Here is a 25,678-nt window from a genome sequence, read left to right as displayed (position 1 = left end):
TTTTGTTTTTTATAGCTTTTTTAGCGTAATGGTCTTAAGAATAAGCAGTTTAGTCTATATCATAAGGGCATTGATATATTTAACTTTTGGAATATTAAAATTAATAATACATTTGAATGTAAGTTTTATCAGCTTTACGGAATTTAAAAGAAAATGCTATGAAAAATATAATTTTGTATATGTCTTTAATGCTTGTTTTTACTCAGGTTCAGGCACAAAAAGATTTTCAGGGAATGGCTGTTTACGAGTCAAAAACACAAGCACCAAAGTTTGAAGGTATGCTTGGGAATCGTGATATAACACCCGAAATGCAAAAGAACATGGAGGAACGTATGAAAAAAATGCTTGAAAAGACTTTTATTCTAAACTTCGATAAGTCGACTTCTATTTATAAAGAAGAAGAAAAACTGGAAACTCCGGGACAACAAGGAGGTTTTCGTATTATGGCCGGACTTATGGGCGGTGGCGGAACTTTTTATAAAGATGTGAAAAATAAATCGTACACAATTGATAAGGAATTTATGGGTAAGGAATTTTTGGTTGTAGATTCTTTACCAAAATTAAATTGGAAACTAGAGCAGGAAACCAAACTAATTGGCGGATATACCTGTTATAAAGCGACAGCAGTAAAAGAGGCTAGTAAAAGTGATTTTAGAAATTTCAGACCTAAAAATAACGACGATAAAAAGCCTGAAGAGAAAAAAGACGATACGAAGAAAACATCTGGCGAAACTAAAACCAATTTTGAAGATAATTTTGAAATGCCAAAGGAAATTACTGTAACAGCGTGGTATTCTCCAGAGATTCCGATAAATCAAGGTCCTGAAAATTATTGGGGTTTACCAGGTTTGATTTTAGAAATTAACGATGGAAAAACCACTATTTTGTGTTCGAAAATTGTTTTGAATGCTAAAGAAAAAGTAACCATAAAACCTCCTACAAACGGCAAAGTAATTTCTCAGAAAGATTATGATGAAACCGTAATTAAAAAAATGAAAGAGTTTAGAGAAATGAATGGCGGTCGCGCTGGAGGACCACCACCAATGATGGGAAAATAAGATTTTCTGATTCTTAAAATTATTTACTTTAAACCTCTTTTGATGAACAAGATACTTTGTTTCTTCGCTATTTTATGCACTTCTGTTTCCTTTTCTCAAAGTGTTCGTTTTGATGGTTTCATTCAGGATGAGCAAAAAAATCCGTTGGAAATGGCGAATATTATGGCGGTAAATACGACCACAAAAGCGATGGATTCGTATGGAATTACCAATGATAAAGGAAAGTTTCAGTTGACTTTGAAGCCTAATACTTCTTATTCGGTTAAGGTGAGTTACCTCGGAATGAAATCAAAAGAAATTGCTGTTTCGACCAAGACTGAAAATATCGTTCAAAACATTGTTATGGATGATACCGGAATAGAACTTGAAGGCGTTGAGATCGTTCGCGAAATGCCTGTTTCGATAAGTGGTGATACCATTGTTTATAATGCAGATTCGTTTAAATCCGGAACAGAAAAAAAACTGGAAGACGTTCTGAAAAAATTACCCGGAGTCGAAGTAAATGCTGATGGTGAAATTGAAGTTGAAGGGAAAAAAGTCAGTAAATTAATGGTCGAAGGCAAAGATTTTTTTGATGGCGATACCAAGTTGGGCGTTAAAAATATTCCTGCTGATGCGATTGATAAAATTCAGGTTTTAAGAAATTATAATGAAGTTGGCGCATTAAAAGGTTTAGAAAACGATCAGGATAATGTAGCGATGAATATTAAACTGAAAGACGGAAAAAAGAACTTTTGGTTTGGAGATGCAACCGCCGGAATTGGAGTTGGAGAATTGGACAGTCGTTATATTATAAACCCGAAACTGTTTTATTATAGTCCCAAATACAGTATAAATTTAATTACTAATTTTAATAATATTGGTGAATTGCCTTTGACCGCTCAGGATTATTTCAAGTTTACGGGCGGATTTAAAAACATGATGAAAAAGGGTGGAAGCAGTTTTAATGTTTCTTCTAATGACTTGGGGATTTCAGTATTGAGAAATAATCGCGCGAAAGAAATCGAAACGAAATTTGGCGCAACCAATTTTTCATATTCGGTTACAAAAGCATGGAATATTAGCGGTTTTGGAATTCTGTCGACTTCAAAAACAGATCTTGAAACCAAATCACAAACCACAATATTAGATTCGGGAGATCAGCAAAAACGAGATGAATTAACGCATCAAAAAAACAATCTTGGGCTTTTTAAATTGAGCTCGACCTATAAACCAAATGACAAATTTCAGTTTGATTACGACATCTTAACCAAATTATCCAAACAAGATGAAGATACTGATTTGTTGAGAGAATCTGTTGTAAATAAAACTTCGACAACAGAAACTATTTTTACGAATAAAAAACAAGATCCAACATCAATAAATCAAAATTTGAGTTTGTATTATACCCAAAGTGACAAGAATATTTTTGCTTTTGAAATGCAACATTTGTATCAGGATGAAAACCCGTTTTATAATGCTAATTTAAGAACGCAGCCTTTTGTTTTATCTGGTTATACTTCAGGGCAACAAAGAAATGATTTGAATCAGGATCGCTTTGTAAAAACAAATAAACTGGATGCTAAACTGGATTACTATTATATGGTAACGCCAAAAAGCAATATCAATGTAACTTTAGGAAATACCTATTCGTATCAGGATTTTAATTCTCACATTTTTCAAATGTTAGATAATGGAGATAGAAATGATTTGAATGATCCGCAAAATAACAATCAGGTTAATTATAATTTTAATGATGCTTTTTTAGGCTTTCATTATAAGATATTGACTGGGAAATTTACCTTGACTCCAGGCGTGAGTTTGCATTCTTACCAAATGACAAACAGACAAGAGGGAACAGATTACTCTCAAAGCTTTACTAAAATACTACCGGATTTCTTCGCCTTATATCAAATCAAAAAATCAGAAACTTTGACGTATAACTTCTCGTTAACGAATGATTTTACAGATGTTAATCAATTGGCTTCCGGTTATGTTTTGTCTGATTACAGTAGTTTATTTCGTGGAAATCGTACTTTAGAAAATGCAACTTCGCAAGTACATTCCCTTCGCTATTTTAAATACAACATGTTCAATTTTGAGAATATTTTTGCCAATGCAACCTATACTAAAAAAGTTGATGCTATTAAGACAGCGGCAGATTTTACGGGAGTAAATCAATCATCAGTGCCTTATAATTCTAATTTGGCTGATGAAACCTTTTCAGGAATGGGAAATTATGGACGTTCTTTTCTCAAGAATTACAAAGCTTCTGTTAATGCAACTTTAAACTGGTCAAAGTTTAATAATATTCAGAATAATGTTTTGGCAACTACAGAGAGTTTTAGTCAAAGTTATACCATAAAAGCTTCAACAAACTATAAAAACCTTCCTAATATTGAGTTTGGTTATAATGCTTTGATCAACAAATACAGTGGTTCAACCTATTATACAGACAAACCTTTTGCGAGATTAGATTACTATTTCCTGGATAGTTTTTCGTTTGTTTCTGAATATGAATTTTACCATTATTATAATGGAAATAAAACGGTCAATAATGAATATGACTTCTTAAATGCGAGCTTAGTTTACCAAAAAAAGGAAAGTAAATGGGAGTATAAACTTTCGGCAACCAATTTGCTGAATACTAAATATCTCAATGATGACAGCTTTTCGCAGTTTTCTACCAGAGTTTCGCAATACACCGTTCAGCCTCGTTACATCATCTTTTCGATGAAATATAATTTATAGTATTTTCAGTACAAACTTTATGTTTTGATGATTGTTTTAGTAAAGAAAGAAATATCTTTGTGTTTCTATTAACAAACAAAATTCTAAGCATGCGTAATATTATATGGAGTTTCCTGATGTTCTTTTGTTTAATATCTGTTACTTATTCTCAAACAAAAGGAATTGAAAAAGGATCCTATCTGTCTACAAACAAAGGTCAAAAAATCAAATTGAATTTATTGGACGATAATAAATACGAGTTGGTTTTTTATTCAGGAGATTATAAGATAAAAGGTGATTCGTTATTGTTTTCACAAGCTGTAAAATCAGGAGGTGCTTTTGATGTGGCATTTAAGAATGATAAAAATGCCAAAAAGGTTAAAATTAAGTTTATAGATCCCTCTTATTACACATTTTATATTGGTACACAAAACGGAATAGAACCTGTTCAATATCAAAAAATAACTGATATTAGAACAAAAGTAGATCCTGATTGGGTACAAATTGATTTGGATTTTGAAATTGACCGCGCTGACTTTTTGTATTTCGTTTATGAAGATTATCAGGGCGAAAGTAAAATTTCAAAATATGCTTTGCCAAAAGACGCTTCAGAAGTAACAGTAAAATACGAACTGGATGCTTTAGGTGATATTAATATTTCAGGATATTTTGATAAAAAGACAAATGAGCTGATGATTTCTGAACAAACAGGAAAGAATCCAATTGCCTTTGTAAATGCTAAAGATGCACAGCCTGATAAAACTTCAAACATAATTCCGCTTGAAAATAAGACAGTTTCAAACTGGACATATCCGGGAAAAGAAGCTTTGGTGAAAGATGATTTTGGTACAGAAGTTTCTGTTGATACTGCTTATGCCGATGTAGCTGCCACTCCTAAAATAGATTTTAAATTCAAAATAGAAGACAATTTAAAGAAAGCAATTACTGCTACTAAAGATTCTAAAAGTAAATTTTTGGTAGTTGCAATTGATGACAAAAATTCTTCGGCGAAAGCTGACTTTGATACTTTTATTAAAGATCAGCAAACACAAGTAGGTTATAATATGTATGACGTTTATAATCCGCAATATGACGTTTTTAATTATTATTTGGCTACAGCCGATGATAAAAAATGGTTGAAATCGAATAAAATTACAGATAATCCGAGTTTGGTTATCTTAAATGGAGACGGCGTAATTCTGGCTACTTCAAAATCCAAATTATCAGATAAACAATCGGAATTTAGTTATTATGATGAATTTGCCAAAAAGCTGAACAGGACAAATGCTTTTTATGCTTTTGATAAAGTATCTAAAAATAAAAAAGCAACAGATGTTGATATTATTTCTGCTTTTAAGCAAGCTTCAATACTTGATATCCCTTATGATTATGAATCTACTGATTCTGTTACGCAAGAGGTAAATCCGGCAGATTTTAAATTTGCAAAAGTTACTCTGGATAAAAAAGCAGTTGCTCAAACCTGGAAAAAAACAATTGAAGCGCATCAAAAAGATACTAAACCTAATAGAGATTTGGTAGAAACGATTTTGAGAGAAATAAAAAATGCAGGCTTTTCTAAACAATTTTTTAATGAAGAACGAGTTTTTAATGATACTGATTTCTTAGCAATTGACTATTTATTAAAACATTACGATGACATCGAAAAAATGAATATTGAAGATGAAAACGGAAATGCTTTAGTGTTGTTAAAAGGAAGTTTAAGTTTTGAAATCTCATCTGCATTACAACAAAATAGTGCTATGACATCAGAAGGTGTTACCGGAAAAGCAAACCAAAATAAAATAATTGCTATTTATAAAAAATTGATTGCAAGCGGTAAAGGAAGTTTTGATTGCTATAAAGCTTATTTTGATTATTTGAGTTCAGAAACTGAAAATTCTATAGATGATATACCTTACTTAAAAGAATTTAGTTCTTATTTTAATACCTATTTAGGAACCGATAAAGGAAATGCAATTGAAAAATTAGATGAGATGTATTCCGGTTTAGATGAGTCTTCTGATTATTCCTATAACGGATGGAATGCGTTTAAAGAGTATCATTCTAACTTATGTAATTCTGCAGCTTGGTCTGTAGTATTGAAACCTGCGAATTCTAATTTTTTAAAATCTGCAATTAGTTGGTCGGAGTATAGTTTGGTTGTAACCAAAAACAATCCGTATTATTTAGATACTTTGGCGCAGTTGTACTATAAAGACGATCAAAAACAAAAAGCAATCGAAACACAAACATTGGCCGTTAAATATTTAACTCCTGAAGTTGAAGCAGAAACAGCAACAGAAATCAAAGAAACGTTGGCTAAAATGCAAAACGGAAGTTATTAAAACAGAAAGCCTTTGATTTATTTCAAAGGCTTTTTTATTCATTTTTCTTTGTAAATTACTAAGTTTGGAATACTAAATTAAAACGTATGAAAAATAAAATGATCCTCGTTTTGATTGCTTATGGAGGAGTGGTTTTTTCGCAGGCAATTAAAAAACCGCTAGTTTCAGCAATTACAGATAAAGACCTTAAAACCGATATGTACCAAATGGCTGGTGATCATTTTAATGGTCGTGAAGCAGGAACTCTGGATGAATTAAAGGTATCAATGTGGCTCGCCAATAAAGCAAAAGAAGCAGGAATGGCTCCGGCTGGGGATGACGGAACATATTTTCAGTTTTTTGATTTGTACAGGCATCAGGTAACTCCGAATACAAAATTTAAAATTGGGCAAAAAGAGTATAAATTGTGGAAAGATGTTTTGGTAGCAGAAACTACAAATATCAAAGTTGATGCACCATTAATTTACTTGGGAGCAGCTACAAAAGAAGAAATCGAGAAAGCAGACATCAAAGGAAAAGCAGTTGTTTTATTAGCTTCGAAAGAAGGAATTGCAGATGATATTTCGCTCTTTGACAGACGTTATCCAGGTCTTGTTCGAAATAAATATTATGATCTTGTCGTAAAAAAAGGAGCAACAGCTTTAATAATGGTTGCAGATGCATTGGCAGAAGAAAGCTGGTCGCAAGTTGAACCACAAATGACAAGAGGAATTTACGGAATTGAAGGTTTCCGTGATAAAATTGGATCAACAATGCCCGTTTTTTGGGTACACAATGATCAGTTGGAATATCTAAAAAGTACAGAAGATCTTTTAGCTACAGAAGTAATTTCAGAGACTTATAAATATCCTTCCGTAAATGTGGTGGGTAAAATCGAAGGAACAGATGCTAAATTAAAAAACGAATACGTTCTTTTTAGCGGTCATCAGGATCATGATGGCGTAAGACAAAAATACGGTCAGGATTCTATTTATAACGGAGCTGATGATAATGCAAGTACTTGTGTAGCCATGTTAGCAATTGCAAGAGCGTACAAAAAACAACCCGGAAGAAGAACTTCTCTGTTTGTATTTCATGGTTCAGAAGAACGTGGTTTATTAGGATCAAGATGGTATTCATCTCACCCAACAGTTCCCGAGGCAGCTATTATTGCAGTTTTAAACGGTGATATGATTGGTAGAAATAATGTAAATCAAGCCGCTTTATTGGGTTCTAGTTCTCCACACGAAAATTCATCAGATTTAGTCGCTATTGCTAAAAAAGCAAATGATGAAGGTCCTAAATTTGATTTAGATAAACTTTGGGACAAACCAGAACATCCTGAGTATTTTTACTTTCGTTCAGACCATTTGCCGTATGCAAAAAGAGGAATTCCATCTGTTTTTTATACCAGTGTTTTGCACAGTCAATACCATACACCAATGGATGAATCTGAAAACATTGACTTCGTAAAATTGCACAAAATGACCGAATGGATGTATCGCACAGGCTGGATTTTATCGAATGATGCAAATCGTCCTAAAACATTGCCAAATGTAAAATTAGAGCGATAAGTCGTTTTATCTGTATTGGAAATTAAGACGCAGATGAAACGGATTCGCTATCGCGAAAACGCGGATAAAAACAGATTTTTTTCTTTATTACTTTAAGCAGAATATAAAATAAAATCCGTTTTTATCCGCGTCTTTACGAAGTAAATCCGTTTTATCCGCGTTCAAATAAACACCCAGATTTAAATAATAAAATAAAAGAGGCTGTCTAAATAAATAGACAGCCTCTTTATGTATGTAAATGTTTGAGATTGAATTACAATCCAAATTCAGCTTTTACTTTGTCAACAAAATCAAGTTTTTCCCAAGTAAATAACTCAACAGTAACTGTTTTTACATGTCCGCCCGGAGCCGAAAAAGTTTTAGTTACAACTTCTGGAGTACGTCCCATGTGTCCGTAAGCAGCAGTTTCGCTATAAATTGGGTTTCTTAATTTCAAACGTTGCTCGATAAAGTAAGGACGCATATCAAATAAGGCTTCTACTTTTTTAGCGATTTCACCGTTCGTTAAATTTACTTTAGCAGTTCCGTAAGTATCGATGAAGATTCCCATTGGCTCAGCAACTCCAATTGCATAAGAAACCTGTACTAAGATTTCGTCAGCAACACCTGCAGCAACTAAGTTTTTAGCGATATGACGTGTAGCATAAGCAGCACTTCTATCTACTTTACTTGGATCTTTTCCAGAGAATGCACCACCACCGTGAGCACCTTTTCCACCGTAAGTATCAACAATAATTTTTCTTCCTGTTAAACCAGTATCTCCGTGAGGCCCTCCAATAACGAATTTTCCTGTTGGGTTAATATGGTAGTTGATTTTATCATTGAATAAATGCGCGTGAGTTGGATTTTTAGCAATGATTCTAGGAATCAAAATTTCGATAATATCCTTCTTGATTTTAGCCAACATTGTAGCCTCTTCATCAAAATCATCATGTTGCGTTGAGATTACAATCGCATCAATACGAGTAGGTTTGTTATCATCGCTATATTCTAAAGTTACTTGCGATTTTGCATCAGGACGTAAATAAGTGATTTCTTTGTTTTCACGTCTTAAAATTGCTAACTCTTGTAATAATTTATGAGATAAATCAAGTGCCAATGGCATGTAGTTTTCAGTTTCGTTAGTTGCGTAACCAAACATCATTCCTTGGTCTCCAGCACCTTGCTCTTCTGGCTTAGCTCTGTCAACACCTTGATTAATATCAGCAGATTGTTCGTGAATTGCCGAAAGAATTCCACAAGAATTTGCCTCAAACATATATTCGCTTTTAGTATATCCAATTTTACGGATTACTTCGCGAGCAATTTGCTGCACATCAAGATAGGTATTCGATTTTACTTCACCTGCTAAAATTACCTGACCTGTTGTAACCAGAGTTTCACAAGCTACTTTTGAGTCAGCGTCAAATGCCAAAAAGTTATCAATTAATGCATCCGAAATTTGATCTGCAACTTTGTCTGGATGCCCTTCACTAACAGATTCTGACGTAAATAAATAAGCCATAATAATTTATTAAATTAAAATTAAGTGAGGAAAAATAATTGCTAAAAAGGGCTAAAGGAGAATTCCTGCTTTAGCATTTTTTACTACCGAAATCAATCTTTCAGTATTCATAACGAACCATTTCATTATGAAGAGGTTGCAATCAGTTCAAATTTTTCCTCTGTATTCGGGTGCAAAGGTATAAAACCATTTTGATTTGCAAATCAAAGTTTTCTTTTTTTTAATTTTTTAGATATAAATTTAACATAACATACTATTTTGATAGGGTAATAGAAATTATTTATGTTTTTGTTTGGTCGATTAAAAAATAGTTCGCAAATTTGCCCCATCAAATTAATCCAAAGAATGAAATCAACAATGTGCAATATGTCTTGTAAGATGCCGGAGCCTTCCGCAGAGACGCTGTTGTAGTTTTTTTTCAAAAAATACATATAGAAACCTCTGCCAACCGCAGGGGTTTTTTTATTTCCAAAAGAAACCAAATTGTAAATCGTTTTTAACCCAAAATAATAATAAATACCAAAAAGAAGTAATGAAAAAAAATCTAGTAATAGCTTTAGGACTTTTGACATTTTCTGGCATTTATGCACAGGAAAATAAAAAAGAACAAGACAGCTTAAAGAATAATGAATTGTCTGAAGTGACAATAGTTGGGTCAAGAAGTAAAAACAGAGTAAAAACAGATGTACCGGTTCCGGTTGATGTTTTTAATATTTCTGAAATTACAAAAGGCTCGCCACAAACCAGTGTAACTCAGATTTTAAATTATGTTGCACCCTCTTTTACCAGTAATGCAACTTCTACCGCTGATGCAACAGACCACGTAGATCCGGCGCAATTGAGAGGTTTGGGACCAGATCAGGTTTTGATTTTGGTTAATGGTAAACGAAGACATACAAGCGCATTGGTAAATATTAACGGATCTCCCGGAAGAGGATCTGTTGGAACGGATTTAAACGCAATTCCGTCATTTGCAATCGAAAGAATCGAAGTTTTACGTGATGGAGCTGCTGCTCAATATGGTTCAGATGCCATTGCAGGAGTTATCAATATTGTATTAAAGAAGAATGCGAATTTTATTTCAGGAGGAATCCAATATGGAACTAATTTATCTTCGGGATCTAATAATTTCAAAGGTGGAGCCGATGGTCAAAACCTACAAGTAGATTTGAATTACGGAACTTCTTTAGGTAAAGCAGGAAGCTTTTTGAATGTTACTGCAAGTGCCGTAACCAGACAAGCAACAAGCAGAGCGGGAATAAGAAGTAATGGAATTTTTAACGCCTACAATGCGGTAGAAAACAGAGCCGCTCAGGATGGCGTTGAAATAAATTCTTTGTTCAGTAATATTAACAACACTGCAAACTCGGCGCAAATTCTTAGTTCGCTGAAACAATATGCACCGCAGGTTTCTTATTTTACAACGGCACAGCAAACTGCAATTTCATCTGCTACAACAATTGCTCAAATGCAGACGGCTTTGGGATTTGACGCCACAAATAATGAATTGTCGTATAGAGGTCAGCAAAGAAGTGATTATAATATGAGTGTTGGTCAGTCAGAATTGGCTTCGGGACAAGCGTATTATAATTTAAAATATCCTTTAAGCGATATTACATCTTTGTATTCTTTTGGTGGAGTTTCGTATAGAAATGGCAAATCGTATGCTTTTAACAGATTGCCAAATGGTTCCGGAACTTTCACGCAAGTGTACGAAAACGGATTTTTGCCAGAGATAGAATCGGATATTCTGGACCTTTCATCTGCGGTTGGAGTAACAACCCAATTATTTGGTTTTGATACTGATCTTAGTACAAATCTTGGTACAAACTCCTTTAAATATGATGTAAACAATACGATCAATGCAACTTTAGGAACTAATTCGCCAACAAGTTTTTATGCTGGTAAAGTTTCATTTTTGCAAAGTACAACCAATTTAGATTTAACAAAAAAGTATGATGTTTTAGAAGGCCTGAATGTTGCTTTTGGTGGAGAATTTAGATATGAAAACTACCAAATCAAACAAGGAGACGAAGCTTCTTATGGATTGTATGATACAAACGGAGCTTTAGTTTCGGGAATTTTGCCAAGCAATTCACCATTAATCGTTACAGACTTTTTTGGAAATAAACGTGGAGCAGGAGCACAAGGTTTCTCTGGTTTCCAACCTTCAGATGCTAAAGAAAAAGACAGAAAAAGTGGCGCTGCTTATATCGATTTAGAATTAAATGCCACAGAAAATTGGTTGGTAAATGGAGCAGCACGTTATGAGAACTATTCTGATTTTGGAAGTACGGTTATTTTTAAATTAGCTTCTCTTTTAAAATTGACGGATAATATTAATTGGAGAATTTCCGGACAAACTGGTTTTAGAGCGCCATCATTACAACAGAAATATTTTGAAAGCAGTTCTACGCAGTTTATAAATGGCTCGCCTTATCAGGTAGGGTATTTTACAAATGATTCTCAGGCAGCAAAAAGTATTGGAGTTGAAAACCTGAAACCTGAAAAATCTAAAAGTATCAGTACAGGATTTACATTCAAAATTCCTGAAGCAAATATTACAATTGCAACAGATGCTTATTTTACAAGAATCGACGACAGAGTTGTATTAACCGGACAATATGCAAGACCAACAACTGCGCAGATAGATGCGGCAACATCGCCGGCACAAAAAGAAGCCTTAACATTGTTTCAGCAAGCATTTGATTTAAAAGGAGTAGAAAGAGCTTCGTTCTGGACCAACGGAATCAACTCAGAAACTAAAGGTATTGACGTAGTAATTTCTCAGAAATATGATGTTATTCCTGATTTTGTGATCAGAAATGATCTTGCTTTGAGTTATAATGAAACAAAAAGAGTAGGAGATTTAAACGTTCCTCAATCAATTATTGATGCTGGTGGAGATGCTTATAAATATTCGTTTTTTCCGGAATCAAGCCGAATTTACTTAGAAGAAGCAATTCCGAAATTGAAAGCGAATTTAATGACAACATTCAGTATTAAAAAACTGGATATTTATTTAAGAAACAGTTATTTTGGAGCAGTTACAGATCCTGGAGCGACAGATGTAAACTTAGACGGATCATCTTCGGTTTACGAACATCCTGTATACAGCGCAAAAATTGTAACGGATTTATCTTTTGGATATCAAATCAACGAGAAATTTAGATTCACGCTTGGGTTTAATAATATAGGAGATGTTTATCCTGACAGAAATAATCCTGCAACTCCTGCATTTACAAATACAACGCCAACATTGTCACCTGCGCCAAGTACAGATTTAACAAATGCAAATCAGTTTGCTTATTCCAGAGCAGTATCACAATTTGGATTGAACGGAAGATTTGGTTTTGCAAGACTAAGTTTTAAATTCTAAAAGAAAATTAGCCCACGGATTATACGGATTGAACGGATTCACACAGATTTTTTAATCTCTTTATCCCGTAGCTATTGGGAGTGGTTAAACTTTTTGACAGATGCGAATCATTTTTATTCAGAATATATAATGAGAATAGAAAATAAAGAGAATCCGCATTAATCAGTTTAAATCCGTATAATCCGTGGGCTAAATTTTTAAAGAAATACCTGCATTTACGGTGTTTGTAAAAATTTAAATGTTAAATATCAATTTTTGATTTGGTAGTTCTAAAAATAGTTTCTATATTTACTCTATCAAATTAGTCGAGTTAATAAAAGTGAATTAATTTAAATAAAATGAAAATGAAAACAGTAGCGAATAATATGATGATATGTTGTGAGATGATGCAAATGTGCATCCCAAATCGCTGTTGCCAAAAGTGAAAGAGTAAATCTTTGTTATAGTTAGAACTATAAGCCCTTTTGGTAGCCATCCGAAAGGGCTTTTTTTATTTTCAATCTTTTAAATTTTAAATCATGAATACATTAGATATAAACACAATTGCATTTCAGTACTTAATGAGAACGGATTCTCAAAAAAATAATGATAAATCAGAAGAACTAACAAGTGAAACTTTGAAGTATAATCCGGAACACTATATAAAAGGTCAAAAATCTTTATTATTTCAAATGTACAATCTAGAAGAAGAAGACCTTTATGTTTAGACTTTATCAATTTCAAAAATCAATTTCAATAACAATATATAATAGTATTAACAATACCTAAAAAACTAAGATCATGAGCACACAAAAATTCGCAACAAACGCACTACACGCAGGACACGATGTTACTAAAAATGCAGGAACCAGAGCGGTACCTATTTACCAGACATCATCATATGTATTTAATAATTCAGATCACGCTGCCAATTTATTTGGCTTAGCCGAAGCCGGATTTATTTACACTAGATTAAATAACCCAACAAACGATGTTTTGGAACAACGGCTTGCAGCGCTTGAAGGCGGAATTGGAGCTGTAGTTACAGCATCTGGAGCATCAGCAATTTCGACAACATTTTTGACTTTGCTAAAAGCGGGCGATCATATTGTGGCTTCAAACAGTTTGTATGGTGGAACTTATAATTTGCTAAAGGTAACTTTGCCACGTTTAGGAATCACAACGACTTTTGTAGATCCGTCTAAACCGGAAAACTTCACAAAAGCGGCTAAAGAAAATACAAGAGCCTTTTTTGTAGAATCTTTAGGAAACCCAAAATTGGATGTATTAGACTTGAAAGGAATTTCGGCGGAAGCCAAAAACTTCAAAGTACCTTTTATTGTAGACAATACAGTTGCTACACCATATTTATTGAACCCAATTGAGTATGGAGCAAATATTGTGATCCACTCTTTAACCAAATATATTTCAGGAAACGGAACTTCATTAGGAGGTGCTATTATTGACGCCGGAAATTTTGACTGGTCAAACGGAAAATTTCCTGAATTTACAGAACCTTCAGCAGGATATCACGGATTAGTATATCACGAAGCTTTAGGAAATGCCGCTTTTATTGCAAAAGCAAGAATTGAAGGATTACGTGATTTTGGCGCAGCATTAAGTCCTTTTAACGCTTTTCAAATCATTCAGGGATTAGAAACATTGCCAATCCGAATCCAAAAACATAGCGAAAATGCTTTGGCTTTAGCCGAATGGTTGGAAAAACAAGATGAGGTAGTTTGGGTAAATTATCCAGGTTTAAAAGCCAATAAATACTATGATTTAGCGCAGCAATATTTACCAAAAGGACAAAGTGGTGTAATCACTTTTGGATTAAAAGGTGGTTTTGAAGCGGCCAAAAAAGTAGTTGATGAAACTAAACTGTTCTCGCTTTTGGCAAATATTGGTGATACAAAATCATTAATTATTCATCCGGCAAGTACAACGCACCAACAACTGTCTGATGCGGACCAATTAGAAACAGGAGTTTCTAAAGATTTAATCCGACTTTCTGTTGGAATTGAAGATATCGAAGATTTAATAGCTGATTTGCAAACCGTTTTTACAAGCGTAACCCAATCGCAATACAGCATTAATAAAAATTAGGTTTTTTTGTTTTTTGTTTGAAAAATTGCCTTTAGTAGCGTGAGTTCTGCTAGAGGTGATTTTTTATAAAAAAGCAAATCCATATAAAAGTTTATTACCATATAAGCGATATAAGTTCATTTAAGTAGAGACGCACATTAGTAGAGACGCACAGCAGTGCGTCTAACATCAGATGGCGAAATTACGTTGACAATATTAAATGAACTTATATCGCTTATATGGTTTAATTAACCCCAATAAATAAAAAAATTATGTCAAAGCTTAAAATAAATATCATCCTTTTTGGAATTGGAAATATCGGAAGCACTTTGATCAATCAAATCATCGAAAGTCAGGAGTTTTTTCTCGAAAGTAAAAATGTCGATTTTCATTTTCCGATTATTACAAATTCAACAGTAGCTTTTTTCGAGAAAGAAGGCGTAGGATATGCATGGGAAACCAATTTTCTGGAATTGGCAGTTCCTTTTAAAGTGCAGGATATTATTGAATTTGCCAAAGTAAATGAATTTGAAAATCTAATTGCGGTAGATGCTACAGCAAGTGACGAACTAATTCATCATTATAATACGTTGATCGAAAACGGATTTAATATTGTGGCGGTAAATAAAAAAGCCAATACATTACCAATTGACTTATATAAAGAGATTAGAGCAAATCTGAAAAAGTACGATAAAGAGTTTTTGTATGAAACATCGGTTGATACTGGTTTTCCTGTTTTGCAGACTTTAAGAGACTTGTATTATTCAGGCGAAAAAATTACAAAGATTCGGGGTGTCTTTTCAGATAATCTGAGTTATGTTTTTAATCGATTTGCAACAGAAGAAGCTACTTTTTCTTCACTTCTAAAAGATGCAAGTTTACTCGGATTAATGCGTTCGACTTTTAAAGAGGATTTATCCGGAAATGATACAGCCAGAAAGCTACTGATTTTGACGAGAGAAATTGGAAAAGATTTTGATTTGGCAGATATAAAAATCAATTCTCTTATTAATGAAGAACATTTAGAGCAAAATGGCATCCTTAATAAAGACGCCATCGACAAATCGTTCAAAATTGCAAAAATCACACAGGCAGATCATCATGTATTAAGATATGTGGGAGAATTTGATGTAGAGAAAAACACCTTAGAAGTCAAATTGGTTTCCGAACCCATTTCGTCAGCCATTGGCCAATTGAAAGGATCAGATACTATTTTCGAAATCTACACGCAATCTTATGCAGATGTTCCAATTGCGATTCAAAGTGCATCGGCATGCAAGCAAGCCATTTCAAGAGGAATAATTACTGACATTTTAAAAGTGGCTGAGAAAATTAAAAATAAAGAAGCAGTTTGGTTGTAAGTGGCTCTTAATAGTAGTTAGTTGTTCTTTGATATTTTGAAACAGGAAGTTTGTAACGTGTTTTTTTTGTAAGTTTTAACGCTCATTTTAATAAAAGTCAATTTTGTAAGATGTTTTTTAACGTTAAAATGATGTTTTTTAACGTTTTTTAAGATTAATTTGTTGATCCTCACTTGCATAATTGAAAAAATATTCGCACATTTGTAATACCTCAAAAATACCAAAAAGATAAATTTATTATTTAGTAATAGTTATGTCGATCGGATAAAACCGTTGATGAATTTTATATCTTATTGATTTTAAAAAGGAAAATAAGTAAAAAATAATTCAGCAGTTTCGAGAAGCTTATAAAAATAAACAAATGCAAGAATTTTTTAAAATAGCAAGTAAATCAAAGATGAATAAATCCCTACAGATGAACAAGATGTTTAACGTCGCACGTATTTGTGTATGCGTCTGTTGATACTAAAAGTATATATAAGTTGTAAAAAAACTTAAACCCTTTTGGTATTCCGATCCAAAAGGGTTTTTTTATTCCATTTGGTTACCATAACAAAGAATTAAAGAAATAATAAAGATTATAAAACGCAAACTAACATAAACTTAAATATCATGAGCAAATTAAACTACATAACAAAAACTTTTTCTACATTGAAAAATTTGAGAGCTGAAAGAAACAATCCGCCTCCGCCAAAAAATGAATTGATCCATCCAAGATTCGGGATGACCGAAACAGATATAAAAGAAGAGAAAAAAGAGCCAAACTCATTATTGTTTTTGATGTATTCAAAAGAAAATGAAACGCTTTTTATCTAAATCAAAAAGTATCATAAAATAAGGGAAACCTGCTTAATTTTACTGGGCTAATTGTTCGGTAATTTTTTGCGTATAATAGTTTTTGTTTGAATTATATTTAAGAAATTGCGGAATCAGTTTCGATAAAATTTGTTAGTTTAAGAAATAAGTAGTTAATTTGCACCTTTAAGTTCAAAAACGTATTGAAATGTTATAAAGAAAGGACGAGGGATTAGACCCGATGAATCCTTAGCAACCCTTCGTTAAAGCGAAGAAGGTGCTGCATTCTACCACGCCCAAACGTGGAAAGATAACAACAAGAATTTTCTAGTTTCACTCTAGTACTTTCTTTCTAATATTTCCACATACAAATCAATAATAAAAAGATTTGAAATTGGAAAATATACCAAGTCCCATTATAATTCAGGAATTCATCACAGAAAGTGGTGCATCATATCCATCATTACCGTTAAGTTTTACGCTTTCTGGTTTACCATTGCATAGCGCGCCTATTGTTTTGGTCAATCATGCTTTGACAGGAAACGCTGAGGTAACCGGAGAGAATGGTTGGTGGAATGATTTAATTGGCGACGAAAAAACAATCGATACCAATAAATATACTATTCTGGCATTTGACGTTCCCGGAAACGGAAACGATTCGTTTATAATCGAAAATTATCTGGATTTTACGACCAGAGATGTTGCCCGAATTTTTATAAAAGGTTTAGAAGCTTTAAATATCAGTCAGGTTTATACCATTATTGGAGGTTCTGTTGGTGGAGGAATCGCCTGGGAAATTCTTGCCTTGGAACCAAATATCACTCAAAACCTGATTCCTATTGCGACAGACTGGAAATCTACGGACTGGATGATTGCCAATTGCTATTTGCAAGAGCAAATCCTGAACAATTCTTCAAGACCAATTGAAGATGCCAGAATCCATGCAATGTTGTGTTACAGATCTCCTGAATCATTCAAAGAAAAATTTCAACGTACAGTCAATACCAATCTCTCTATTTTTAATATAGAAAGCTGGTTGGCGCATCACGGCGAAAAACTACAAAAAAGATACCAATTGGCATCCTACAAATTGATGAACCAATTGCTGAAAACCATAGATATTACCAGAAATAGTGAAGATTTTGAAACTTTAATGTCCAGAACAAATGCCGCGATTCATATTATCGGAATCAATTCGGATTTGTTTTTTACACCAAAAGAAAATCGCGAAACTTATAATGAATTAAAAAAGTTCAAAGACAATGTCTTCTATAGCGAAATAGATTCGGTTCACGGACATGACGCTTTTTTAATCGAGTACAAACAATTAGATCATTTACTTGCCGATATTTTTAAGGCAGAAACAATAGAAAAATAAAATGAAAATATTAAAATTTGGAGGTAAATCATTATCAAACGGAGAAGGACTTAACAAAGTAGTTTCAATCATTTTAGATAAAGTAAGTCAAGGCGAAAAAATTGCCGTGGTAGTTTCTGCCCGCGGAAATGCAACAGATGAATTAGAAGATATTTTAAGGATTGCTGCTAAAAACGGAAATTACAAACCGTTATTAGAGAGTTTTAAAGCCTATCAGATTTCAGATTTTCCTGAGGTTGACTTATCTGAAGAATTCAATATTTTAGATAAACTTTTTGAAGGAGTAAGCCTGATTGGAGATTACAGCAACAAAATCAAAGATCAGATTTTGTCTAAAGGCGAATTACTTTCGGCTAAATTGCTGACTTCGATTTTAATTGAAAAAGGTATTCCGGCTAATTTTGTTGATACAAGAGAATTGCTTAAAACCGATTCAAAATTTGGTGATGCACAGCCTTTAGAACAACTTTCGAAGAAAAACGTCATCAATTATTTCAAATTACATAACGGCGAAACCGTTAATATCGTTACAGGTTTCATCGGTTCAAATAACAATAACGACACTACGACATTAGGAAGAAACGGAAGTAATTATACAGCGTCTTTAATCGCTAATTATTTAGATGCAGAAGAACTTCAGAACTTTACACACGTTGACGGAATTTACACAGCAAATCCTGATTTGGTTGCAGATGCAAAGAAAATCGAATATTTGTCATTTAATGAAGCGAACGAATTGGCGAATTTTGGAGCAACTATTTTGCACGCAAAAACGATAATTCCGTTATTAGAAAAAAATATCCCGCTTCGTATTTTAAATACTTTCAATCATGAAAACCGTGGAACTTTAATTACTTCAGATTCTACTAAAGAAGGAATAAAAACGCTTTCTGTTTTAGAAAATGTTTCTTTGGTAAATCTTGAAGGTCGTGGATTGCTTGGAAAATCGGGAGTTGATGCCCGTATTTTTAAAGTTATGGGCGATCATAATATCAGTGTAAGTATTATTTCGCAAGGTTCTTCAGAAAGAGGAATTGGTCTTGTTGTGGCGACTGATAAAGCTACATTGGCAATGGTCGAATTAGAAAAAGAATTTGAAAATGACTTTTATTCTAAAGATGTAAACCAAATTACAGTAACTGATAATGTTTCGGTAATTTCGATCATTGGTCAGGATTTAAGTACTTTTCATAAACCATATACTGCGTTAATCAAAAACAAAATCGTTCCTATATTATTCAACAACACTGTTACCGGTAAAAACGTGAGTTTGGTTGTTAAAAAAGAAGAACTAAACAAAGCCTTAAATGTAATTCACGGAGAAATCTTTGGAGTTTCTAAAAAAATAAACATTGCTATTTTCGGTCACGGATTAGTTGGAGGAACTTTGATTAATCAAATTTTAGAATCGGCTGCAGCGATCGAAAAACGTAAAGATGTAAAACTGAATGTTTTTGCAATTGCGAATTCTAAAAAGTTGCTTTTAAACAGAAATGGCGTAACTTCAAACTGGAAAAATGATATTGCAAGTAAAGGCGAAGCTTATACGATTAAAGATATTATTGCTTATGCAAATGAATATCATTTAGAGAATTTAATCGCAATTGATAATACGGCAAGTGCGACTTTCGTCGAAAATTATATTCCGCTTATTGAAAGCAGTTTCGATTTAATTTCATCAAATAAAGTAGCGAATACATTAAGTTATGGTTTTTATAAAGAACTGAGAAAATCGCTGGCAGATAATCAGAAGAACTATTTGTATGAAACCAATGTTGGTGCCGGATTACCATTAATTGATACGATAAAATTATTGCATCTTTCAGGTGAAAATATCACCAAAATAAAAGGAGTTTTCTCAGGAACATTGAGTTATTTATTCAATAATTTCTCTGCAAAAGACGCTCCGTTTAGCGAAATTCTAAAAGAAGCAATTGATAACGGATATACAGAACCGGACCCGCGTGAGGATTTATGCGGAAATGATGTGGGAAGAAAATTATTGATTCTGGCAAGAGAATTAGATTTACAAAATGAGTTTGAAGAAATCTCTATTCAGAATTTAATTCCGGAGCATTTACGTGACGGAAACGTTTCTGATTTCTTGACAAAACTAAAAGAATTCGATCCAATTTACGACAAAATAAAAGCAGATCAAAAGCCAAATCACGTATTAAGATACATTGGTGAATTGTCTGGAGATTTGCAAAACGACAAAGGAATTCTGGAAGTAAAATTAGTTTCAGTTCCATCAGATACTGCTTTGGGCGGATTAAAAGGTTCAGATTCTTTCTTCGAAATTTATACAGAATCTTATGGAGATCGTCCAATTGTTATTCAAGGAGCCGGTGCAGGTTCTGCGGTTACGGCAAGAGGAGTATTTGGAGATATTTTGAGATTGTCAGATAAAGGGTAAGTCCCGAAGCTTCGGGATAGATTATAGAGTTCAGATTTTAGATTTTCTAAAATTGAGTCTAGTTTGTCATTTCGACGTAAGGAGAAATCACACACGAAACTCTACAAAGTAAAGTCTCAATCTTTGTCGACAATCGAGTGTGATTTCTCCTTACGTCGAAATGACAAGATTGTGAAAAAACAAAACAAAAAAACAAAAAAATGAAAGTAACCTTAAACAGAGTAAACGACGCGTTTCATTTTAAACTCAAAAATGAAAGAGGTCATGTAGTTGATGTTGATAGCAGAGCCGAATTTGGCGGAAGCGATTTAGGTGCAAGTCCAATGGAATTAGTATTGATGGGCGTTGCAGGATGCAGTGCGATTGATATGATTTCGATTTTGAAGAAACAACGTCAGGAAATAACTTCATTCAACGCTGAGGTTGAAGGAGAACGCGTAAAAGTTGGAGAAGCAACACCTTTTAAAGAAATTAATGTGGTTTTTTACTTAGAAGGCGATATTAATCCTGAAAAAGCCAAAAAAGCGGCGCAGCTTTCTTTCGAGAAATACTGCTCAGTTTCTAAAACAATTGAACCAACAGCTACAATAAAGTATAAAGTTGTATTGAACAACGAAGAATTATAGAATTAGATAATTTGTCAATTAGAAAATTAGATAATTTTATGTTGACTTAAAACTCACTATCGTTTCGATTTTAAGTTTTGGTTTTGCTTATCGCAAACCTGCAACTTGAAACTTGAAACTTGAAAAACAAAAAAAAATGAGCGAACAAGAATTAGGTTTTGAAACCTTAGCCATACGTACACATTTAGAAAAATCACAATTTCAGGAACATTCAACTCCTTTGTATTTATCATCAAGTTTTGTATTTGATGATGCAGAGGATATGAGAGCGTCTTTTACAGAAGAAAAAGTGCGCAATATTTACTCCCGTTTTAGCAACCCAAATACTACAGAGTTTGTAGATAAAGTTTGTGCTATGGAAGGTGCAGAATCAGGTTATGCTTTTGCAACTGGAATGGCTGCAATATATTCTACTTTTGCAGCATTGCTGGATTCTGGAGATCATATAGTTTCTGCTGGAAGTGTTTTTGGGTCAACTCATGCGTTGTTTATGACCTATTTTCCAAAATGGAATATTGAAACTTCTTATTTTGATATCAATCAACCGGAAACAATCGAAAGCTTTATTAAACCAAATACTAAAATTCTATATGCCGAAACACCTACAAATCCTGGTGTAGATGTAGTTGATTTAGAATTGTTGGGTCAAATTGCAAAAAAGCACAATCTGATTTTAATAATTGACAATTGTTTTGCTACGCCATACATTCAACAGCCTATTAAATACGGAGCGGATATCGTAATTCATTCTGCTACAAAATTAATTGACGGTCAAGGCCGTGTTTTAGGTGGAGTTGCAGTTGGAAATGCAGAATTAATTCGTAAAATATATTTGTTTTCAAGAAATACAGGTCCGGCAATGTCACCATTTAATGCATGGGTTTTGTCAAAAAGTTTAGAAACTTTGGCAGTTCGTGTTGATAAACATTGTGAAAATGCTTTAAAAGTGGCTGAGTTTTTAGAAAATCACCCAAATGTAAATAGTGTAAAGTATCCGTTTTTAAAATCGCATCCAAAATATGAAATCGCCAAAAAACAAATGCTTTTAGGTGGTAATATAATTGCAATTGAAATTAAAGGCGGAATTGAAGCAGGAAGAAAATTTTTGGACAAAATTAAATTATGTTCACTTTCAGCAAATATTGGTGACGTAAAAACTATTGTAACACATCCTGCGTCAACAACACATAGTAAATTATCTGTTGAAGAAAAACTAGCAGTTGGAATTACAGAAGGTTTAGTGCGTGTTTCTGTAGGTTTGGAAACCGTAAAAGATATTATCGCCGATTTAGATCAGGCACTTTCTTAAATAATTTTAGAGTTCGGATTTTAGATATTAGATTTCAGAATCTAATGTCTAAAATCTAATCTTGATATAGTATGGTCAAACCAAGACTGCTTATTTTATCGGATTTATATGGAGGAGAAAATCCGGAATGGATAAAAATCTATTCAGATCTATTAGAATCCAAATTTGAGATTCAATATTATGATGTTCTGGAATTGGCAAATATTAATTCTGATAATTTTATTGAAAATGATATTCACAATCAATTTCTAAACGGAGGAATTAATCAGGCTGTTGAAAATTTATTAAAACAGGAAACCGGAAAAGTAACTGTTTTAGGATTTAGCATTGGCGGAACAATTGCCTGGAAAAGCGCTCTGCAGGGATTGAATATTACTCATTTATTTGCTGTTTCGTCAACAAGACTACGATATGAAACAGAAGCTCCAAATTCCAATATAAACTTATATTTTGGAAAAAACGATCCAAATAAACCTAACCCAGAATGGTTTTTGGATCTAAACAGTACAAATACGTTACTTGAAAATCAAACACATCAATTATATATTGAGCTTAAGAGTGGTTTTTTGATATGTAATGATGTTTTGAAAACCTTGACAAAACCTTAAGTTTTACTGTAAATTTAATACTGTTAAAAACATTATTTTTATTTTATAGCTTTTTCAATAAAAAGTATATTTTTGTTGTTACCAAAATCAAAAACTATTAATAAACTAAAAAAATCAACCAAAACATGAACAATTCTACTTACATTCTTGATGACAAAATATTAGTTTCCGGCGGACAGCGGTTCTTTAATTATCTTTTAGACAACATTTTTATTTTAGCATTTTTATTTCTTTTAGGAGTCTTTTTGGCTCTGCTTGGCAGTCTTTTTGGGCTTAACGGATTAGTGATTTGGCTGGATGATATTGGTGATTTAGCAGGAAGAGTTCTTTTTGTCGCTGTTACTATCATTTATTATTGTATTACTGAAGGTTTGTTTGGAAGATCTTTGGCTAAATTTATTACAGGAACAATTGTAGTTGACGAAAATGGAGCTAAACCTTCTTTTGGAAGTATTTTTAAAAGAAGTTTATGTAGAATAATTCCTTTTGACGGACTTTCTTTTTTAGGAAGTTCAGGAAGAGGATGGCATGATTCAATGTCGGATACATACGTAGTTAATAAAAAAGCATTGGAAGAAGAAGTAAGGACTTTCCATGATCTTAAACTAATTGGAGTTCATGAAGTAGTTTAATGCATTTAAAATCTATTATTTTTAAACTATACTAATTTAGTAGAACTTAGTTTCCCATTCTGTTATTATTCTCGTTCAAAAAGCTTATTTTTGTTGCAGAAAAATATGAAGTTTGCAGATTTTAGATAGAAATTTAAAATCAGTATCCTACAATCTAAAATTAAAAAATGCTTTCAAAGAAAACAAAATACGGAATTAAAGCTTTAACCTATTTAGCCAGACGAGAAAATAACGAACCTGTACAAATTGCTGAAATTGCCAAAAGCGAGCACATTTCGATTAAATTTTTAGAAAGTATTTTGTTATTGCTTAGAAACTCCGGTTTTCTAGGCGCTAAAAAAGGAAAAGGCGGCGGTTATTATCTGATAAAAGATCCGAAAGATATTAGTATGGCTAAAGTATATCGTATTCTTGAAGGACCTATTGCATTGCTTCCGTGCGCAAGTCATAACTTTTATGAAAAATGCGATGACTGCGATGATGAAACAAGTTGTGCGGCAAGACGTTTAATGACTCAGGTTAGAGACAATACACTTAAGATACTAGAAAGTAACTCACTTGCAGATATTGCATTTTAAAGAAAATTTTAAACCATATAAGTTATGGATCAATGCCAAAACCTGTTGAGCTATAAATTAGGGATGAATTTTTACCGCAAAGCGCGCTAAGATTTAATTTTACTTTATGCATAGAAAACACAAAGTTCGCAAAGCTGGATCGACACAAAGCTTTGCGAACTTTGTGTTTTTTGCACCTACTATTAGATAAAATCTTAGCGTGCTTTGCGTTAAAATTATTTACAATACAAAATGTTTTGTGTTTCTCCACAGGTTTTTGTGTTGTCCCTAAGCGATGTAAGGCAATATAAGTATTGCTTTAAAATATAAGTAGTATTGTAAGTTTTTATTAAATGAACTTATATGACTTATATGGTTGAAGAAATTAAAAAATCAATTTGTATCCGGCTAGAAAAAGCATAACAGCAATCGCATTTCTAAGAAATAAATCTGGTACTTTTCCGCTTAACATACTTCCTATGAAAATTCCCGGTAACGATCCCAGTAATAATTGACCCAATAAAACCAAGTCTAAATTTCCCATAGAAGCGTGTCCTATTCCGGCGACCAACGTTAAAGGAACTGCATGGGCAATCTCTGTTCCTACTAAACGAGGCGTTGGCAAAAGCGGATATAGGAAAAATAAAGTTACTGTTCCTAAAGCTCCGGCGCCAATAGAAGTAAGTGTGACAGTTGCTCCCAATAAAACACCAATTCCTATTGTTAGCATATTTTGAGTATGACTTTCGCTGTGAAATTTATCTCCCGCATGTTTTTGAGAAAGTACCAATAGTTTCTTTTTGAATAAAATAGCAACTGAAGTAAAAAGCAAAGCCCAGCCCAAACTGTATTTTATTACGGCATTTATAGTCGAAATATCTGTTTTAATACTATTCAAAATCCATAATGTAATTAAAGCTGCGGGAACGCTGCCCAGAGTTAGCCAGCCTGTAATGGTCCAATTTATATTTCCTTTTTTATGATGTACAAATACACCTCCCATTTTGGTAAAAGCAGCATATAATAAATCGGTTCCAACTGCTGTTGTGGGCGGGATTCCAAAATATAATAAAATTGGAGTCATTAAAGAGCCACCTCCAACACCTGTTAATCCAACTATAAAACCTACTAATAAACCGGCAATTACAAGACCTATTTGAAAATCCATGAATTAAAATTTGCTGTAAAAATAAGAACAATTTTATAATTATCCGATGGATTTGGTAGACTTTAAAATGCTATATTTGTAAATGAATATTATTAATCATTTATTGTGTTGTAATACAGGTCTATACGGTTTTTAACTTAGGCGGATAATTTGTTATATTATTGTAAGTTGCGTCATTCTTAACCAAAAGAGAATTAGAGTTGTAAAAAAATTAAA

At 33.1% G+C, this 25,678-nt stretch carries 18 protein-coding genes and 1 riboswitch; of the genes, 16 read left to right on the top strand and 2 right to left on the bottom strand.

Annotation, left to right across the window (positions count from 1 at the left end; translation table 11 throughout):
* Positions 1 to 158 precede the first annotated feature (158 nt).
* The 4 genes from EAH81_RS13945 to EAH81_RS13930 all read left to right on the top strand — a co-directional run bounded on the left by EAH81_RS13945 (position 159) and on the right by EAH81_RS13930 (position 7,665).
* Positions 159 to 1,058, top strand: a complete 900-nt coding sequence (locus EAH81_RS13945; protein WP_140508060.1) for a GLPGLI family protein — start codon at positions 159 to 161, stop codon at positions 1,056 to 1,058.
* Between the two features lie 42 nt (positions 1,059 to 1,100).
* Positions 1,101 to 3,788 (top strand): carboxypeptidase-like regulatory domain-containing protein, encoded by a 2,688-nt coding sequence (locus tag EAH81_RS13940; protein WP_140508057.1) that lies wholly within the window; start codon positions 1,101 to 1,103, stop codon positions 3,786 to 3,788.
* A gap of 89 nt (positions 3,789 to 3,877) precedes the next feature.
* Positions 3,878 to 6,112 carry a hypothetical protein gene (locus tag EAH81_RS13935; RefSeq protein WP_140508055.1) on the top strand — a complete coding sequence of 745 codons (2,235 nt, stop codon included), beginning with the start codon at positions 3,878 to 3,880 and terminating at the stop codon, positions 6,110 to 6,112.
* Between the two features lie 86 nt (positions 6,113 to 6,198).
* A complete protein-coding gene (locus EAH81_RS13930) occupies positions 6,199 to 7,665 on the top strand; it encodes a M28 family metallopeptidase (RefSeq protein ID WP_140508053.1) in 1,467 nt (488 codons plus the stop codon).
* Positions 7,666 to 7,918: 253 nt separating this feature from the next.
* On the opposite strand, the gene metK is transcribed toward EAH81_RS13930, so the two are convergent.
* Positions 7,919 to 9,169, bottom strand: coding sequence for a methionine adenosyltransferase (gene metK / locus EAH81_RS13925; RefSeq protein WP_140508051.1), 1,251 nt, complete (start codon positions 9,167 to 9,169; stop codon positions 7,919 to 7,921).
* Between the two features lie 532 nt (positions 9,170 to 9,701).
* On the opposite strand from metK, the gene EAH81_RS13920 reads away from it, so the two are divergent.
* From EAH81_RS13920 to EAH81_RS13865, 12 genes are all read left to right on the top strand, one after another.
* A complete protein-coding gene (locus tag EAH81_RS13920) occupies positions 9,702 to 12,548 on the top strand; it encodes a TonB-dependent receptor plug domain-containing protein (RefSeq protein WP_140508049.1) in 2,847 nt (948 codons plus the stop codon).
* 518 nt (positions 12,549 to 13,066) lie between these two features.
* Positions 13,067 to 13,255 carry a hypothetical protein gene (locus EAH81_RS13915; protein WP_140508047.1) on the top strand — a complete coding sequence of 63 codons (189 nt, stop codon included), beginning with the start codon at positions 13,067 to 13,069 and terminating at the stop codon, positions 13,253 to 13,255.
* Positions 13,256 to 13,328: 73 nt separating this feature from the next.
* Positions 13,329 to 14,633, top strand: coding sequence for an O-acetylhomoserine aminocarboxypropyltransferase/cysteine synthase family protein (locus tag EAH81_RS13910; RefSeq protein ID WP_140508044.1), 1,305 nt, complete (start codon positions 13,329 to 13,331; stop codon positions 14,631 to 14,633).
* A gap of 251 nt (positions 14,634 to 14,884) precedes the next feature.
* Positions 14,885 to 15,973, top strand: a complete 1,089-nt coding sequence (locus EAH81_RS13905; RefSeq protein ID WP_140508042.1) for an aspartate kinase — start codon at positions 14,885 to 14,887, stop codon at positions 15,971 to 15,973.
* A gap of 612 nt (positions 15,974 to 16,585) precedes the next feature.
* A complete protein-coding gene (locus tag EAH81_RS13900) occupies positions 16,586 to 16,789 on the top strand; it encodes a hypothetical protein (protein ID WP_140508040.1) in 204 nt (67 codons plus the stop codon).
* 187 nt (positions 16,790 to 16,976) lie between these two features.
* Positions 16,977 to 17,085, top strand: a riboswitch (SAM riboswitch).
* Positions 17,086 to 17,162: 77 nt separating this feature from the next.
* A complete protein-coding gene (locus EAH81_RS13895; protein WP_241676563.1) occupies positions 17,163 to 18,146 on the top strand; it encodes an alpha/beta fold hydrolase in 984 nt (327 codons plus the stop codon).
* 1 nt (position 18,147) lies between these two features.
* Complete coding sequence (thrA, locus tag EAH81_RS13890; protein WP_140508036.1) at positions 18,148 to 20,562, top strand: bifunctional aspartate kinase/homoserine dehydrogenase I; 2,415 nt, start codon at positions 18,148 to 18,150, stop codon at positions 20,560 to 20,562.
* Positions 20,563 to 20,762: 200 nt separating this feature from the next.
* Positions 20,763 to 21,188 carry an OsmC family protein gene (locus EAH81_RS13885; protein WP_140508034.1) on the top strand — a complete coding sequence of 142 codons (426 nt, stop codon included), beginning with the start codon at positions 20,763 to 20,765 and terminating at the stop codon, positions 21,186 to 21,188.
* Positions 21,189 to 21,324: 136 nt separating this feature from the next.
* Positions 21,325 to 22,497 carry a trans-sulfuration enzyme family protein gene (locus EAH81_RS13880; RefSeq protein WP_140508032.1) on the top strand — a complete coding sequence of 391 codons (1,173 nt, stop codon included), beginning with the start codon at positions 21,325 to 21,327 and terminating at the stop codon, positions 22,495 to 22,497.
* A gap of 71 nt (positions 22,498 to 22,568) precedes the next feature.
* Complete coding sequence (locus EAH81_RS13875; protein ID WP_140508030.1) at positions 22,569 to 23,105, top strand: alpha/beta hydrolase; 537 nt, start codon at positions 22,569 to 22,571, stop codon at positions 23,103 to 23,105.
* Positions 23,106 to 23,230: 125 nt separating this feature from the next.
* Positions 23,231 to 23,737: an RDD family protein gene (locus EAH81_RS13870; protein WP_140508028.1), complete on the top strand. Its 507-nt coding sequence runs from the start codon at positions 23,231 to 23,233 to the stop codon at positions 23,735 to 23,737.
* Positions 23,738 to 23,904: 167 nt separating this feature from the next.
* Positions 23,905 to 24,315 (top strand): RrF2 family transcriptional regulator, encoded by a 411-nt coding sequence (locus EAH81_RS13865; protein ID WP_140508026.1) that lies wholly within the window; start codon positions 23,905 to 23,907, stop codon positions 24,313 to 24,315.
* Between the two features lie 364 nt (positions 24,316 to 24,679).
* Here EAH81_RS13865 and EAH81_RS13860 read toward each other — a convergent pair whose 3' ends face one another.
* Positions 24,680 to 25,462 carry a sulfite exporter TauE/SafE family protein gene (locus EAH81_RS13860; RefSeq protein ID WP_140508024.1) on the bottom strand — a complete coding sequence of 261 codons (783 nt, stop codon included), beginning with the start codon at positions 25,460 to 25,462 and terminating at the stop codon, positions 24,680 to 24,682.
* Positions 25,463 to 25,678 lie beyond the last annotated feature (216 nt).

Source organism: Flavobacterium pectinovorum (assembly GCF_006438875.1).
GTDB lineage: Bacteria > Bacteroidota > Bacteroidia > Flavobacteriales > Flavobacteriaceae > Flavobacterium > Flavobacterium pectinovorum_A.
This window is presented reverse-complemented; position numbering and strand designations above follow the sequence as displayed.

Bases quoted from the DNA above. Each gene is read 5' to 3' on its own strand.
- EAH81_RS13945 (WP_140508060.1), top strand. From the start codon at position 159: ATGAAAAATATAATTTTGTATATGTCTTTAATGCTTGTTTTTACTCAG.
- EAH81_RS13940 (WP_140508057.1), top strand. From the start codon at position 1,101: ATGAACAAGATACTTTGTTTCTTCGCTATTTTATGCACTTCTGTTTCC.
- EAH81_RS13935 (WP_140508055.1), top strand. From the start codon at position 3,878: ATGCGTAATATTATATGGAGTTTCCTGATGTTCTTTTGTTTAATATCT.
- EAH81_RS13930 (WP_140508053.1), top strand. From the start codon at position 6,199: ATGAAAAATAAAATGATCCTCGTTTTGATTGCTTATGGAGGAGTGGTT.
- metK (WP_140508051.1), bottom strand. From the start codon at position 9,169: ATGGCTTATTTATTTACGTCAGAATCTGTTAGTGAAGGGCATCCAGAC.
- EAH81_RS13920 (WP_140508049.1), top strand. From the start codon at position 9,702: ATGAAAAAAAATCTAGTAATAGCTTTAGGACTTTTGACATTTTCTGGC.
- EAH81_RS13915 (WP_140508047.1), top strand. From the start codon at position 13,067: ATGAATACATTAGATATAAACACAATTGCATTTCAGTACTTAATGAGA.
- EAH81_RS13910 (WP_140508044.1), top strand. From the start codon at position 13,329: ATGAGCACACAAAAATTCGCAACAAACGCACTACACGCAGGACACGAT.
- EAH81_RS13905 (WP_140508042.1), top strand. From the start codon at position 14,885: ATGTCAAAGCTTAAAATAAATATCATCCTTTTTGGAATTGGAAATATC.
- EAH81_RS13900 (WP_140508040.1), top strand. From the start codon at position 16,586: ATGAGCAAATTAAACTACATAACAAAAACTTTTTCTACATTGAAAAAT.
- thrA (WP_140508036.1), top strand. From the start codon at position 18,148: ATGAAAATATTAAAATTTGGAGGTAAATCATTATCAAACGGAGAAGGA.
- EAH81_RS13885 (WP_140508034.1), top strand. From the start codon at position 20,763: ATGAAAGTAACCTTAAACAGAGTAAACGACGCGTTTCATTTTAAACTC.
- EAH81_RS13880 (WP_140508032.1), top strand. From the start codon at position 21,325: ATGAGCGAACAAGAATTAGGTTTTGAAACCTTAGCCATACGTACACAT.
- EAH81_RS13875 (WP_140508030.1), top strand. From the start codon at position 22,569: ATGGTCAAACCAAGACTGCTTATTTTATCGGATTTATATGGAGGAGAA.
- EAH81_RS13870 (WP_140508028.1), top strand. From the start codon at position 23,231: ATGAACAATTCTACTTACATTCTTGATGACAAAATATTAGTTTCCGGC.
- EAH81_RS13865 (WP_140508026.1), top strand. From the start codon at position 23,905: ATGCTTTCAAAGAAAACAAAATACGGAATTAAAGCTTTAACCTATTTA.
- EAH81_RS13860 (WP_140508024.1), bottom strand. From the start codon at position 25,462: ATGGATTTTCAAATAGGTCTTGTAATTGCCGGTTTATTAGTAGGTTTT.